The sequence below is a fragment of the Lacrimispora sphenoides JCM 1415 genome (assembly GCF_900105615.1).
In the GTDB taxonomy this organism is placed as follows: Bacteria; Bacillota; Clostridia; order Lachnospirales; family Lachnospiraceae; genus Lacrimispora; species Lacrimispora sphenoides.
The window spans coordinates 2429715-2445414 of record NZ_LT630003.1 but is presented as its reverse complement, the minus strand read 5'-3'; the positions used below and the strand labels follow the sequence as shown (position 1 = coordinate 2445414).

General features: G+C 40.1%; 13 protein-coding genes. 12 read left to right on the top strand and 1 reads right to left on the bottom strand.

The genetic code is table 11. The annotated features are described in order from the left end of the window. Window positions 1-42: 42 nt before the first annotated feature. The 12 genes from BMX69_RS10995 (at window position 43) to BMX69_RS10940 (ending at window position 15118) form a co-directional block, all read left to right on the top strand. Window positions 43-1452: a glycoside hydrolase family 1 protein gene (locus BMX69_RS10995; RefSeq protein WP_100042361.1), complete on the top strand. Its 1410-nt coding sequence runs from the start codon at window positions 43-45 to the stop codon at window positions 1450-1452. A gap of 195 nt (window positions 1453-1647) precedes the next feature. Then, on the top strand, window positions 1648-3018 hold the full coding sequence (locus BMX69_RS10990) for a PTS transporter subunit EIIC (RefSeq protein ID WP_100042360.1): 1371 nt from the start codon (window positions 1648-1650) through the stop codon (window positions 3016-3018). Between the two features lie 147 nt (window positions 3019-3165). Further along, on the top strand, window positions 3166-4614 hold the full coding sequence (locus tag BMX69_RS10985; protein ID WP_054791709.1) for a M81 family metallopeptidase: 1449 nt from the start codon (window positions 3166-3168) through the stop codon (window positions 4612-4614). A 16-nt stretch (window positions 4615-4630) separates the two neighbouring features. Then, entirely contained in the window at window positions 4631-6007 is a 1377-nt protein-coding gene (locus tag BMX69_RS10980) for a M24 family metallopeptidase (protein WP_100042359.1), read from the top strand. Window positions 6008-6128: 121 nt separating this feature from the next. Further along, window positions 6129-6914: a MurR/RpiR family transcriptional regulator gene (locus BMX69_RS10975; protein ID WP_100043830.1), complete on the top strand. Its 786-nt coding sequence runs from the start codon at window positions 6129-6131 to the stop codon at window positions 6912-6914. Window positions 6915-7155: 241 nt separating this feature from the next. Further along, entirely contained in the window at window positions 7156-9192 is a 2037-nt protein-coding gene (locus tag BMX69_RS10970) for a BglG family transcription antiterminator (RefSeq protein ID WP_160117912.1), read from the top strand. Continuing rightward, entirely contained in the window at window positions 9186-9461 is a 276-nt protein-coding gene (locus BMX69_RS10965; RefSeq protein ID WP_025233773.1) for a PTS sugar transporter subunit IIB, read from the top strand. The genes BMX69_RS10970 and BMX69_RS10965 overlap by 7 nt, the downstream gene beginning before the upstream one ends. Before the next feature lie 39 nt (window positions 9462-9500). Continuing rightward, window positions 9501-10781 (top strand): PTS ascorbate transporter subunit IIC, encoded by a 1281-nt coding sequence (locus BMX69_RS10960; RefSeq protein WP_054791724.1) that lies wholly within the window; start codon window positions 9501-9503, stop codon window positions 10779-10781. Further along, the gene (locus BMX69_RS10955) at window positions 10781-11479 is read left to right on the top strand and encodes a tryptophan synthase subunit alpha (protein ID WP_100042357.1); all 699 of its coding nucleotides are present in this window, start codon (window positions 10781-10783) and stop codon (window positions 11477-11479) included. Before BMX69_RS10960 ends, BMX69_RS10955 begins: the two co-directional genes overlap by 1 nt. 340 nt (window positions 11480-11819) lie before the next feature. Then, entirely contained in the window at window positions 11820-12383 is a 564-nt protein-coding gene (locus BMX69_RS10950; protein ID WP_100042356.1) for a TetR/AcrR family transcriptional regulator, read from the top strand. Between the two features lie 113 nt (window positions 12384-12496). After that, complete coding sequence (gene lon, locus BMX69_RS10945; RefSeq protein WP_100042355.1) at window positions 12497-14914, top strand: endopeptidase La; 2418 nt, start codon at window positions 12497-12499, stop codon at window positions 14912-14914. Continuing rightward, entirely contained in the window at window positions 14915-15118 is a 204-nt protein-coding gene (locus BMX69_RS10940) for a DUF1858 domain-containing protein (RefSeq protein ID WP_330387711.1), read from the top strand. Between the two features lie 74 nt (window positions 15119-15192). Here BMX69_RS10940 and BMX69_RS10935 read toward each other — a convergent pair whose 3' ends face one another. Continuing rightward, entirely contained in the window at window positions 15193-15576 is a 384-nt protein-coding gene (locus BMX69_RS10935; protein WP_054791705.1) for a DUF6483 family protein, read from the bottom strand. Window positions 15577-15700: the final 124 nt, after the last annotated feature.

Below are 15700 nucleotides of genomic sequence, written 5' to 3'. Positions count from 1 at the left end.
ACGTTTTGCGATAATTGTTTAAGAGAGGAATACAGAAAAAACATGAGTATCAAAGGAAATTTTTTATGGGGCTCGGCAACCGCTGCTTATCAATGTGAAGGAGGTTGGGACGAAGATGGGAAAGGCTTAAATGAATGGGATGTCTTTAACCATGAAAGTTCTCTGAATATTAACCATGAAGATGGTGACGTTGCCAGTGATTTTTACCATAGGTATAAAGAAGATATAGACCTGATGGCAGAAGGAAACCAAAATACTTATAGATTCTCAATCTCATGGGCCAGAATCATTCCGCGGGGAGTTGGTGAGGTCAATCCGAAAGGGATTGAATTTTATAACAATGTTGTTAACTATTGTCTGGAAAAAGGAATTATTCCTAATGTGACATTATTTCATTACGACCTCCCCAATGAGATGGCTAAAATCGGCGGATGGGAGAACCGAAAAGTTGTAGATGCTTTTAATCAATATGCAAAAGTGTGTTTTGAAAACTTCGGAGACCGGGTTAAGATTTGGTCTACGATCAATGAACCAAGATATTATGCGTACTGCAGCTATGTTGTAGGAAATTATCCGCCAAACTATAAGGCTGATTTTAGTCGCTTTTGGAACGTTCTTTATAACCTGATGCTGGGTAGTGCAAAAGCCGTTCAAAGCTATAAAGAGTTAGGTATGAAAGGAATCATTGGGGTTGTTCATGACAATGGAAATGTTGAATTAGACCCTGACACGAAAGAAAAAGAATCAGTAAAATTAAGGGCTGATATTTTTTACAACCGTATGGTTTTAGATACCGCCGTATTTGGTAAAATACCGGCTGAACTAAACGAGGTGTTAGAGGATAACCATGTTGATGCTTCATTTATTTGTGAAGAAGATATTCCTGCCTTTGAAAAAGGCAAGATCGATTATATTGGCTTAAATCTTTATAATCGTCAGTATGTAACCGATTATTCTGAGGGTGAAACAGAAATTTTCCACAATAATAAGGGGAAAGGATCAAAATCAAAAGAAGGCATTCGTATAAAGGATCTGTTTGAAACATCATTTGACCCTGATGTTAAACGCAATCTTTGGGGAAGAGAAGTCTATCCAAAATGTATGTATAATGCCTTAAAGGAAATCAAGGCAAAATATGGAGATATTTTGGTTTATATCACGGAAAACGGATGCGGTCAATATGAAACTCCCGATGATAATGGCTATGTGAAAGATACTGAAAGAATAGAAATATGCAGTGAATTTATTGACTACATGTTACAGGCGAAAGAAGAAGGAGTCAATGTACAAGGGTATTATATGTGGTCTTCCATGGATCTCTATAGTTGGATTAATGGCTATGAAAAGCGGTATGGAATTGTCAGAGTTGATTTTAAAAACAACAACAGACGAATTCCAAAGGAAAGCTACTACTGGTATAAATCGCTTATCGCAGCCAAAAGGGGCATCTAAAAAGGGTAGAAAATCCTATGGCATCCACCTGAAGTTTTCGCCACCGGTTTCAAGGTGTTTTTATAAAGATATTATTGAAGGATACAAATATGGTAACGGAATACGATTTGGCTGTTAACATGCTTAAAAAATTTTGATATAGCTATATAATGATAAATTTTATTGAAGAATAATTATGGGTGGAGGAAAAATAAAATGAAATATGTTGAGATGTCAAAGCAAGTATTAGAACATGTCGGTGGTATTGAAAACTTAAATCATGTTGAGCACTGCGCAACCAGGCTTCGTTTACACTACAACAGCAAGAAACTTGTAAATGAAGAAGCATTAAAAGGAATTGAAAATGTCCTGGGCATTGTCAGCAAAGCCGGACAGGTCCAGATTATCATTGGGCCTAATGTGAATGAAGCATATAACGATTTCTTAGATGCGTCAGGCTGGAAAGAAGGCGTAACCAGCGAAACAGTTTCCCCGGAAGAACCGGAAGAAAAAAAGGCGATGTACTATGTTAACAAATTTGGTAACTTCATGGCCGCAGTTTTTATGCCGATTGTTCCTGCGCTGATTACAGGCGGAATGATTCTGGCATTTAAAAACTTGCTTGTCAACTACTTTGGTGTTGCTATGGATTCTGGTACTGCGGTTATTTTAACTTCGATTTTCAGTGCTGCGTTTACCTTTTTGCCGGTTTACATTGGATTTACAATGGCAAAACGTTTAAAAATGGAACCAATCATGGGCGCATTTTTAGGCGGACTGTTAGTTAGTTCAAATATTAGCGGGGCAGCAGGATTAAGCTTCTTGGGTATTGGTATTCCGGTGGTAGAATATACAGGCAGTGTATTGCCGATTATGCTAGGCATTGGATTTATGTATTTTGTGGACAAGTTATTCCAGAAGTATATTCCTGAAACCGTGAGATACTTTTTGAAACCATTATGTACAATGATCGTTGTTGTCCCTGTCACTTTAATTATTTTAGGGCCGATAGGAACCATTTTAAGTACTTATGTAGGTGTTGGAATTACAAACTTAATGAATGCAATTGGCGGAATAGCCATGCCGATCTTTGCGGTGGTTTACCCTTACATGGTCATGCTGGGATTAGACAAAGCCATTATGCCGATTGGATTTAACAGCGTTGCGACAATTGGATATGATCCGGCGATTATGGTTATGGGATTTATCTCGAACCTGTGTATCGGTGGAAGTGCATTGGCAGTAGCTACAACCATTCGAAACGATAAAAGCAAAAAAGGTATGATTGCATCTTTTGGTATTACTGCACTTTGCGGAGTTACGGAACCGGCATTTTATGGATCATTAATCATGAGGCCAAGAGTTTTGATTGGTACTGCAATCGGAGCGGCGAGCGCTGGTTTAGTTGCTGGTATCTTTGGATTAAAGAGCTATGTTATGGGAGGCTGCCCAGGATTATTAACTGCTTTGTTCTTTGTTGATAAAGATGGCGGCTTGGGGAATTTCTTTTTAGCTGCAATTGTATCAGTAGTGGCAGTTGCAGTATCTTTTGTATCATGCAAGATTATTCTTTCAAAAACAGAGTAATAAAAAATAAAAATAAATTTTAAAATAAGGGTGACTTAATCTATTATGTAAGAATATTATAAAAATTACTCCTGTGAATAATATTCATAGGGGTGATTTTTTATAGTGAGAGGCACACTTCTAACCGTATCCAGGAGGAAGAATGTAATGAAAGTATTGATAGCCCAATTTGTTATTGAATCCAATGCAAACATTCCGTATAAAAGTAGATTGGAAAATTTTAATCTTTTATTTGGAGAAGATTGCATTCGGGAAATGAAATGTGAAGATGTATTTGTGAGAGAAGGAGTCGAAATCATCCCTTCCATTTATGCCAATGCGGCAGCCGGCGGTGTATTAGAGAAAGATGCATTTGATTTCATTGAAAATAGAATTTTGGAAGATGTCAAAAAGCACATTCATGAAATTGATGGTATCTACCTTCACCTGCATGGAGCAAGTGAAGTGGAAGATTTAGAAGGCGGATCAGGTGATCACCATATTGTGAAGGAGATCCGCAAATTAGTAGGTTCTTATTTACCGGTTGCAGTGGTTTGTGATCCTCATGGCAACTTATCGAAGGAATATGTTGAAAGCACAACACTGATTCGCAGTTACCGGAATTCTCCCCATACAGATATAAAGGAAACGATTTCGTTTGTTTGTGAAAAGATGGCAGCACTGTTGAAGACCCGTCAAAATATCACACCGGTATACCGCAAATTACCCATGATTTTAGGCGGGGAACAAAGTGTTTCTGCGGATGAACCAGTTAAAACCATCAATCAATACTTAGAAGAATTAGAAGAAGATAAAAGAATTTTAAGCTGTTCCTGGCATGTGGGATATATCCGTCATGACTGTGATGTTGCGGGATGCGGTATTGTTGTTATCCCTGCAAAAGAAACCGACCAGGAATATGCAAATCATATTGCTGATAAATTAGCCAAGTATGTATGGGATAAACGGCATGAATTCCATTATACCGGACTGACTGCACCGCCGGAAGAAGCAATGAAAATGGCGGTAGAATTTAAAGGTAAGCCCGTATTCATCACTGATTCCGGGGATAATGTGACCTCTGGAGCTGTGGGAGGCAATACATTTCTATTGCGCCAGGTGCTGGCACTTGACAATACCTGCAACAAGAAGTTTTTGTTTGCCGGCATAAATGATGCAGAGGCATTAACAAAATTAGCCGGTTTGGAAGAAGAGGAGAAAATATCAATTTCTTTAGGAATGAATTTGGATGAGTTATCCGAAAAAGTAGATTTAGACGTTGCGGTCAAAGCGAAAGGATATTTGGCCGGATACTCTTATGTGGGAGAAGGAAATTTTGGTGATTGTATTACCATTGGTGTTAAAGATAAACCAATTGATATTATAGTTTCAGGAAATAATCATCCTTTTGTGGAAATACACCAGTTTCATACGGCTGGTGTAAACTATGAAGACTATGATATTATAATAGTTAAACAGGGATATATTTTCCCGGAATTAAAAGAAGAAGGCAAATTAACTATTATGTCATTAACACAGGGAGCAACGCTGCAGGATACTTCAAAGCTGCTATTCAAACGCATTATGCGTCCAATGTTTCCGATTGATGACATTTAAAGAAGGAGAATATAAAATGATACAGCTAAAAGAAATAAAAGCGCCGGAATTAGAGCAGGATCTTGTACCAGTTGCATTAAGTGATAAAACAATGGAAGAAAGAAAAGAAAAATTGTTGGCAAAGATGAAAGAGAAAGGTTATGATACTATTGTTATCTATGCCGATTTGGAACATGGAAGTAATTTTGAATACATATGCGGTTTCCTGCCACGTTTTGAAGAGGCCTTATTCGTGCTTCATTCCTGTGGTAAGGCGTATATGGTATTAGGAAATGAGAATTTGAACAAAGCAGCAAAATCAAGAATTGAAGTGACGGCTGTGCACATGCCGTATTTTTCCCTTCCAAACCAGCCGATGGAGACAGAGAAAAGCGTGGCTGAAATTTTCATGCAGTGCGGATTGGAAAAAGCAAAAAATATTGGTTTTGTTGGTTGGAAGAATTTTACCGGCAAATCCGAGGATAATACTGCATTATATGATATTCCATACTTTATCGTACAAGCCATCATGAGCAACTGCAGGGAAGCCAGGTTTTCCAATGCTGCGGGCTTATTCATTGGTGATGGAGGCATACGTACCACAAACAATGCCAATGAACTGGCACATTATGAATTCGGGGCTGCACTTGCAGGAAATTGTATATTAGAAGCCATGGAAGCGTTTGATGAAGGTAAAACAGAAATGCAGATTGCAGAGAAATTAGCTGCATTTGGACAGCCTCATAATGTTGTAACTATCATGGCGGCTGGGGAGCGTTTTGTAAAAGCCAATATATACCCAACCAATAAAGTAATTAAAAAAGGAGACCGTATTTCAATCACTACGGGATTCAAGGGGGGATTACAAAGCCGCGGCGGATATGCGGTATTAAGCGAAGAGGAATTGCCGGAAGGTGAAAAAGACTACTTGAAGAAGGTAGCAATTCCCTACTACACGGCAGTAAAGACTTGGTTAGAAACGATTAAGATTGGTATGGACGGAAACGAATTATATGATAAGATAGAGGAAGTGCTGCCAAAAGCCCAGTATGGATGGTCATTAAACCCCGGTCACTTATGTGCTGATGAAGAATGGCTTGCTTCTCCGGTATACAAAGGTTCTGGGGAACGAATAAAGAGCGGAATGCTGTTCCAGATTGATATCATTCCAGCCGTTCCCGGTTATGGCGGAATCAGCTGTGAGAGCGGAGTTATGCTGGCTGACAAGGCTTTGCGGGAAGCAATAAAAAAAGAATATCCGGAAATGTGGAATCGAATCCAGAAACGCAGGTCTTATATCATGGAAGAATTGGCAATCAATCTTTCGGAAGAAGTTATTCCAACTAGTAATGCGACTGCTTACTGCCGCCCATTCTTACTCAATAAGAGAGCGGCATTCACAGGTTCCAAATGAGAATTCTGACCGTTATTCCAATGTCTGTCTTGAACACGTTTATCTGCATACCCGTCCGGTTATAAACAGCTTATAATAGAAGAGGAATCATGCATTAATAAGCTCAATGGAGGAATGTAATGTGGAAATCAATAACTTAGGTCTCTTAAACTCTTTATCATTAATAGTAAACGCAGGAAAATCTGATAATATTGAATATGTATTAGCACAGTACATTTTAAAGAATCTATATAGAATTTCCAGTGTTAGTATTTCAGAAATCACAGAGGAATGCTTTACATCCATATCAGCCATCAGAAGATTCTGCGAGCAACTGGGATACGATAATTTCAGCAAATTAAAAAGTTCAGTGACTAAATTAGTATTTCCAAGTAATTTAAGATATAGGGATATTGAAGAATATTCCAATTATCAAAGCCATATAAAAAGCCTTATTAATGACATGATTATAGATATCGATGAGCATTTTAATTTTGAAAAGATAAGTTTTTTGTGTCAGCTGCTTCATAAAGATGTTAATATCGTATTCTTATGTGCAAACAATACCAGCGGAACAATCGCAAAGTTTCAGCAGGAATTAATGTTTGCATCTAAGGTCACTCATGTTATTTCAAATTCATTTACTAAGAACAATGTATTAAAATCCTTCAATGCTGAGGATATCATAATTACTGTATCAGCATCTGGAAAGTTTGCAGAGCTGTCACTTGAATTTGTTAAAAGTTTAAAAGGCCATAAATTTTTAATAACAGGAAACAGGGATCAAAGTTTAAAAAGTGCTTATGAAGATGTTTTTTATATAAGTAAGAATAGTATCTCAAATGACTACCTTAGTATTTATGGGAAATATGGCATTACCTATATACTTGATTTATTATCCATGCAATATATATTTTTATATTCTTAGATGATTTAAAATTCAGCTTCCTTATAACTGATACTTGAACAAATTCAGTTATAAGGAAGCTTCTGAAAATTTTGTATTTCAAACAACCTTGACTTATGAATCATCATATGGCGTCAGCGTAAGCGGCGTCTTTTTTTGTGGTTTGCCCGCCATATACCTATCCATTCAAAAAAAGTGAAGCAAATTGGATTTGTAGATGATTTCATTGGAATGCTATACTTATCACATAAAGGAGGAAACCATGGAAAACCGACTTTTAGAAATATTCCGCCTTGTCTGCCAGAGCAACCGTGAGTTTACCGTGCGGGAGCTGGCGCAGCAGTTTTCTGTAAGCAGCAGAACGATTTACAGTGATATAAAAAAATTAAATGAATTACTGGAGGCTTCCGGATACCCTGAAATCAATGCAGATAAGGGTAAGATGTTTTATACGGAACCACTGATGATTGAGTTTGAGAGTCTGATCCACTCTACCCCGGCTTTTGTTCTGTCAAATTTAAGAATTCGGCGCCTGCGGATCACCACGTCCATACTCTTGTCCGGGGATCAGTTCACGGTGGATGACCTGTTGAAGGAACTTGATATTTCAAGAAATACCCTCATCGGTGATTTAAAGGAAGTAAGGGAAATGCTCAGCTTTCATTCCATCGCAGTAGAGGCCACACCCTTTAAAGGATACCGGATTTCCGGTAAAGAGCAAAACATCAGGAATCTTCTGATTCTTTCCATCAGTGAGGATCCGCTGTTTTTTGAGGACAGGGCAGGAAAGGAAGATATGCAGATCCTGTATTCCTGTGAAGCCTTTCTTGATGATGTAGCAAGACGGCTGAATGTAGAACTAAGCGATGTATCATTTAACCGTATGCTGATCGCCTTTTATGTCACTTATGCAAGGATCTCCATCGGAAAAGCGTTCACCGGGGGACCAAAGGATGTTTTAACGAGAGAAGAAAAGGCTTTTGTGGAACGGCATGATGAAATTGAAGCGATATTCGGCAGGGAAGTATCGATTGATGACTGCTTTTATCTGGCCAATAAGCTGGCAGAAGCATCTGTCGTCAAATCCGAGGAGCTGTTATCTGAAAAATGGCTGCCCTTTAATCTGGTAACGAACCAGTTTATCGATGCAGTGGCACAGGAATACTCCTTTGAAGCTTTTCGAACCGATTCCAAACTTTATGAGGGACTGCTCAACCATCTGCGTCCTGCCTATAAGCGGGCGTTGGCTGGGGAATGGGCTGAAAATCCATTATTGAGCTATGTCCTGGAAAATTTCTATCAGCTTAACAAAGCAGTGGAAAAGAGTGTAAAGGTACTTGAAGAAGAGCTTAAAGTGCATTTTAATGAGCACGAGATATCTTATTTCACATTGTTTTTTGCTTCCGTAATAGAAAGAAATGAAAAACAGATCCGCAGGACACCCAATGTCATCATTGTCTGCAACGCAGGAATCAGCACTTCTGAGATATTAAAGAGCAGGCTGCAGGCAATCTTCCATGTGAATATATTGGGGACATTCAGTGTGAGAAATGCGGCACTGTGGCTGAAGGAACATACTCCGGACCTGATCATATCCACGGTACCTTTTAAGTGGAAGGACACAAAGGTACTGAAAGTAAGCCCTTATTTATCGGATTATGACATAAAGGAAATACAGAGCCAATTGTCATTTTTAACTGCCAGGATCCATATGGCCGAGGTGATGAACATTATTGGCAAATATGTGGAAATCGAGGATCATAAGCTGGCGCCTTTAAAAAATGAATTGAGTATATATTTGGGAATTACAGAAAATTCAGAACCAAAGAAAGGAATTTATCAACCGATGTTAAAAGAAATTTTGACCACAGAATTAATAAAAGCAAAATTTGAGGCCGCCAGTCGGGATGAAGCCGTTAAGGAAAGCGGCAGGCTCCTTGTAGATAAGGGGCTGGCAGATGAGTCTTACATCCAGGCAATGCTAAAAAATGTTGAGGTAAACGGAACCTATATCGTAATCTCACCGGGAATCGCCATGCCGCACGCAAGACCTGAGGAAGGCGCCCTGGATATCGGCCTTAGTATTGTAACGTTAAAAGAACCCGTTGTATTCGGACATCCGAAAAACGACCCGGTTAAAATCGTGGTGGGCCTTTGTGCCATTGACCACCAATCACATTTAAAAGCACTTACCGAGCTTGCGGACATTTTAATGGACGAAAAAAAGGTAAATGAAATAACCAATGCAAATTCCGCAGAGGAAATATTACACATCATAAAGGGGGATTCACAATGTTAAAAATAGTTACAGTATGTGGTGCAGGAGTAGGAAGCTCCATGATGCTTCGCCTGTTTACCCAACAGATTCTTGATGCAGAAAAGATTGAAGCAACCGTAGATGCTTCAGATATCGGTTCCGTCAGCCCGGATTCCTATGATATTTTAATTACAACTTCAGATTTTGCCGATGTTTTAAGAGATTCTAAGGCGCACATTATCCGGATCGACAATATGATGGATAAGCAGTATTTAAAAGAGCAGCTTCTTGAAGCAATAAACAAGAGATAACCGGAAGGCTGATGGCGGCCTTGGAAGGGAGAGAGAAAAATGGGAGTAGTAATGTATTTGATTAATAATGTTTTCAGCCAGGCTGTATTCATTATTGGAATTGTTGTAATCGCAGGTATGGTTGCCCAGAAGAAAACCTGGGATCAGATCCTTCCCAGCGTGATTAAGACGATGATCGGCTTTACCATGATCAACGTAGGAGGACAGACCCTTGGTATGTCCCTGCTGCCTTTGCAGGGAATGATTACCAAGATATTTAATATGCCGCCTGTGTCAGTGGATATTGGAGCGGCTCAAGCCGAAAGCCTTACCGGGATCGGTACGGAAATGGCATTGATCTTTGCACTGGGCTTTCTGGTGAACCTTTTACTGGCAAGATTTACGCGCTTTAAATATGTGCATTTGTCAGCTCATGTATCCTTCTTTTATGCCGGATTGATTGCGGCGCTGTTAAAATTCGGAACCAATTTGGCTTTTGTACCGCTTGTAATAACCGGTTCCATATTGTTAGGAATCTATATGACCTTTTCCTGCGCCTACGTGGCGGTATTTATGAAGGAAGTAAAGGGAGGAGAGGGCTTTACCCTTGCCCATTCCAGCTCCATCGGAATTCTGATTTCTTCCCTGCTTGCCAAAACCTTTGGAAACAAGGAAAATGATCTTGAAAACTTAAATATTCCAAAGAAGCTTAATTTCTTACGGGAGATGACCATTTCCTTAACCATTGTTATGACGGTTCTCTTTTTGGTCATAAGCCTGATTTCCGGTCCGGCCTGGATGCGTGAAAATATCACCGGCGGACAGGATATCGTTGTGTTCAGCTTTTTACGTGGCTTGTCCTTTGGTATGTGGATCACAGTTATTATTACGGGTGTAAGAATGATGCTTTCCGAGATCATCTCTGCATTCCACGGCTTTGCCAATAAGATCATCCCTAATTCCGTACCAGGGCTTGATATCCCTCTGCTTTTCCCCAATTATCCTAATTCCGTGATATTGGGCTTCCTGACCAGCTTGATTGCAGGTCTGATCGGTATGATGATCCTTGGATTTATTAATTATCCGGTTGTGGTATTCCCGGCTCTGATCCCCACCTTTTTCACCGGTGCGGTAACAGCCATCTTCGGAAATGCCCATGGCGGACGCAGAGGTGCGATCATAGGCTCCTTTGCAAATGGTTTGATTCTTATTTTCGGACAGGCTCTGCTCCTTCCAATGATTGGATCTTATGCGCCGATCATGCGTATTTTAAGCGAGACAGATTATTCCTTCTATGGTCCGATCTTAGGCTGGGTGCTTAAGCTGTTTGGAGGCATCTAATGAAAAATTTAGTATTTTACCTTACCTTGAATTATCCGGACAGGGAAACGTTTTTTCAGATTTTAGAGTTATTGGATCATGAAAAGGCCGGTTTTGTTGAAATCGGCATACCGGTTACCGATCCTTTTGTAGACGGGGCAGTGATACGGCAGACTCATAAAGAGGCATTGGAGCAAAAGATAAGCTCAGACGATGTAATCCGCACGCTGGAAGAAATCCGCAGGCGTTTCACGTTTAAAGTTGTGTTAATGACTTATAAGGAAGGTGTGGAATACTTTCATCTTTCTGACGTTCCGAAAGACTTATATGACGGTTTTCTATGTGTGGATGGAGAATTTCCTACCGGCTCCTTCCCCAATCAGATCACTGTACTGGGACGGTCCCTTAGTGATGAGAGCATAGCAAAGGCTCTTGCTCATAATGACCTGTTTGCCTATATCGTTTCCGGGGAAGGGAAAACCGGATCGTTTGATAAGCTTCCTACGGAATACGTTGAAGTTGTAAAAAAAGTAAAATCTGTTTCAAAGACACCGGCCTATATAGGCTTTGGTATAAAGTCCGCCGGGGACGTGAAGGAAGTCATGAAGAATGGTGCCGATGGTGCCATTATAGGGACAGAGTTCATAAAGCGTTACCAGCTTGGAGGTATGGATGCTTTGAATGCTTATCTGGAAGAGTTGAAGTTAGCCGATGCATAGGCTGGTTTTCCAATCTGCTTAGCATGACAAGGGGAGTGTTATGATATTGCAGAGCAGAGGGCAGGCAAGAGTTTAGTATCCAGAGTAATGCTGCCAGCATGATAATGATATATAAAAAGATAGAGGCTCTAAAATGGCCCTGTCAAAAAGCTATGTACGAAAAATAAGTCTTGATTGGCCTGAAAAGTCATTTTCAAGACTTATTTTTTATATTATGAAGGCTATTTTATTGTGAAAACCCTTATTGCAGATAGGAATATAATAATTTGATCTTATTAATTAAAAAAACAGTTGACAATAAGTGAATGATCATTTATTATAAAAATATAGAGGTGATGGCATGAGAAAAAAAGACGACGAAAAAGTGAAAAGCATAAAGGAAGCAGTAATCAAGCTGATCCTGCAGGAGGGCTTCCATGGCACTTCTGTCTCTAAAATCGCTAAGATGGCAGGGGTTTCGCCGGCAACGGTTTATATCTACTTTGAGAATAAAGAAGATATGCTGCACGATATTTACCTGGAATACTCGGAAGAAATATATGATTATTTATTGGACAGCGTAAAACGGGAAATGGAGGGACGGCAGCAGATCGAGGTGCTCATCCGAAGCTACTATAACTATATATTAGAGAACAAGGAAATCTTCAGCTTTGTGGAGCAATTTTCCAATTGCCCCTCATTGGCCAACAACTGTTCCGGGAAAAAGGGCATTTGTAATATTTACAGCCTGATGTCGGATATGAAGAGGAGTAATCTCATAAGGAATTACAAAGAGGATAATCTTTTGGCCATCATTTTTCAGCCGGTGAAAGCAATTGCTGTTGATAACCGCAAGAATGAGGCACAGAAAGAGGATTTGCTGCAGGAAATGATTCAAATGATTCAAGACGCAATAATGCTTTAGGTTTTTACAAGCGGGATTATTTTGTGAATATATTTTACAAAAAGTCTCGCATAAAAACAATTCCATATTAAATGAACATTCACTTAAGGAATACGCACAGAAAGGATAAAACTATGACAAATCATGATAAAAATAACATAGGAATCGTTTTCCCAATTTCCAACAAAGTTTTATTGCCGGACGTCGTAACTACGGTTCGTTTGGAAGCCCTTGACGAAACACATATGATGTATCTGGAAAACGAAGAAACCATAAAGATAGCTTTGCCGTTAAAACAGAATTTTGGTAAAAACCCAAAGAATGAGGAAGATTTTTACCGGACAGGCCTGACCTTTGAGGTCACAGGAATAGACCAGACGGATAAAGGGATCCTGCTTTCCGTAAGGCTGAGGGACCAGATCAACGTAAAAGAGCTTCACGCAGAAAACGGCGTTATCTATGCCCAGTATGAGATTAGTCAGAATCAAGAAGATTTAGACGAGAAGAGCCGGGAAGAAATGCTTGGATATATCAAAAACGTTACCAGTGAGATAAGCTCCAAATTTTCAGGAGGAGAACAGTACCAGAAAATTGTCAATGAGTTTAAGGATTTAAATTCCATAATTGTGTATCTGTCTCAATTCCTTCAGATACCCAACGATGAAAAGCACGAGCTTCTGGAAATGTCCTTAAAAGAAAGAAGCCTTCGTTTCCTGGATTACATGCTGAAACAAAAGGAAATGATCGAACTGCAGATGGAGATTTCCGAAAAGTTCTCCGAGAAGGCAAACCGGTATTACAGGGAGTCCGTACTTAGAGAACAGTTAAAGGCAATTCAGGAAGAACTGGGAGAAGGCAAAAAGGACGAAGGAAAAAAGGAGCCGGATTATTTAAAGAAGATCGAAGAGGCAGGTATGCCGTCTGAGATCAAAGAGGCGGCTCTTGAAGAACTGGAAAAGCTTGATGATCAGGGCCCCAATAAACTGGATTACAACGTGATCCGTAATTATCTGGATCTATTGGTTCAGCTTCCATGGAAAAAGGAAGAGGATAAGGACATTGATCTTGACGAGGCAAGACGGATTCTTGATGAACAGCATTACGGGCTGCAAAAAGTTAAGGACAGGATCATTCAGCATCTGGCAGTCATGCAGCTAAACAAAGCTAAAAAAGGTTCCATTCTCCTCCTTGTGGGGCCGCCGGGAACCGGAAAAACAAGCCTTGGAAAAAGCATTGCAGAGGCCCTTGGCAGAAAATACATCCGTTTAAGCTTAGGCGGTATCCGGGATGAATCGGAAATCAGAGGGCACCGAAGAACTTATGTCGGAGCCATGCCGGGAAGAATTATCCAGAGCCTCCGAAAGGCAGGGAAGACCAATCCTGTCATGGTATTGGATGAAGTGGATAAGATTATGTCCGGCGGTTTCAGCGGAGACCCTGCCAGCGCACTTTTGGAGGTTCTTGATCCGGAACAGAACAACAGCTTTACCGATCATTACATGGATCTTCCTTATGACTTATCCGATGTTTTCTTTGTGGCAACAGCCAATTCTTTGGAAAGCATCCCGGGTCCTCTCTTAGACCGGATGGAGGTCATTCAGATAACCAGCTATACCATGGATGAAAAGTTCCATATCGGCAAAAACCATCTGATTCCGGAGGTCCTGAAAGAACATGGCTTAAAGCAGGAACAATTGGTAATTGAAGATGAAGTATTACAGAAGATTATCAGTGAATATACGCTGGAGGCCGGCGTGCGGGGGCTGAAAAAGCAGCTGTCCAGCCTGGCCAGAATTACAACGGAAAAAATCGTATCCAAAAAGGCGGAGCTGCCTCTTGTGATTAAGGAAGAAGATTTAGAAGAATATCTTGGCAGTCAGGTCTCCCGTCACGATAAGGCCCAGCAGGATAATCCTCCGGGTGTGGTTACAGGCCTAGCATGGACTCCGGTGGGAGGAGAAATACTCTTTATCGAGGCAACCGATATGCCGGGAAGCGGAGCGGTCATATTGACCGGAAAGCTGGGAGATGTAATGAAGGAATCTGCCAAGATTTCCTTAAGCTTATTAAAATCCAGACTGCCTTTAAATGCCTTTAATTTTAAAGAAAGAGACCTTCATATCCACGTTCCTTCAGGAGCGGTTCCTAAAGATGGCCCATCGGCCGGAATCGCATTATTTACCGCTTTGGCCTCTCTTGTTACCGGCAACAAGGTAGATTCAAGACTTGCCATGACCGGGGAAATCACTTTGCGGGGAGCGGTCCTGCCCATCGGAGGCTTAAAGGAAAAGCTTCTGGGCGCACAAAGAGCCGGAATCAACAGGGTCTTGATTCCCAAAGATAATGTAAGTGATTTAAAGGATGTACCGGAAGAAGTGAAGAATCAGCTTACGATCATACCGGTGGAAACGGTAGAGGATGTACTAAAGGAGTCTTTGGGGATTTTCCTGCCCAGAATCGAACATGTATATTTTCAAAAGAACGGGAATGGATTGTTTCCCGAAGGGTTAAACACACCACATAAAAATATTGAAAGAAAAGGGGTAATATAAATGAATATGACAGTGACAAAGGATACTTTAATCGGAGAGGTCTTAGAAGCAGACCGAACCACCGCACACTTCTTTTTTGAAATGGGAATGCATTGCCTTGGCTGTCCCGCATCTGCCGCTGAGACCGTGGAAGAGGCCTGCATGGTCCACGGAGTTCCGGCTGAAGAACTGATCGACAAGTTAAATAAGCATATGTCTGAGTAATGGTCTTAACAATATAAAAGGGAGGCGTCTTCAAATGAAGATGCCTCCCTTTTATATTGTAATTGGATTTCTGATTAACCTTTGCCCAGTAGAGCTTCTGCCATGCTGTCATAGCCATAAACTGATGATACATATCTTAATCCGTCCGTAATTTCATTTTTGGAATAATCATGCTCTTCAAGAAAGTTATAGTCGATCTGATTTAAATGATAATAAAACATGAGCGCCATTTTAAAATGCTCCATATCGTCGGAATCCAGCTCATCCAATAATTTGTTTTCTGCCTCATTGATCTTTCCGGCCTGAATGAAAGCTAAGAGCTCAAGATAATTTGATGCTGTCTCCTGGTCTTTAAAATTCTGTTCCTCATTTTCCCCTAATTCAATATGAAAAATCAGTTTTAGCAAAGTTGTTACCATCTCATGAATCATGCGCATGATAAAATCATCTTGTAACATAAAATTCTCCTTTTTTAACCGTCATATATAATAAGTATAAAATGTTATGATAAAAAATAATTTACCACAAATCCTAGAAAAAGTAAAATGTATATAGTAAGAAAAGGATAAAATCCACTGCTAT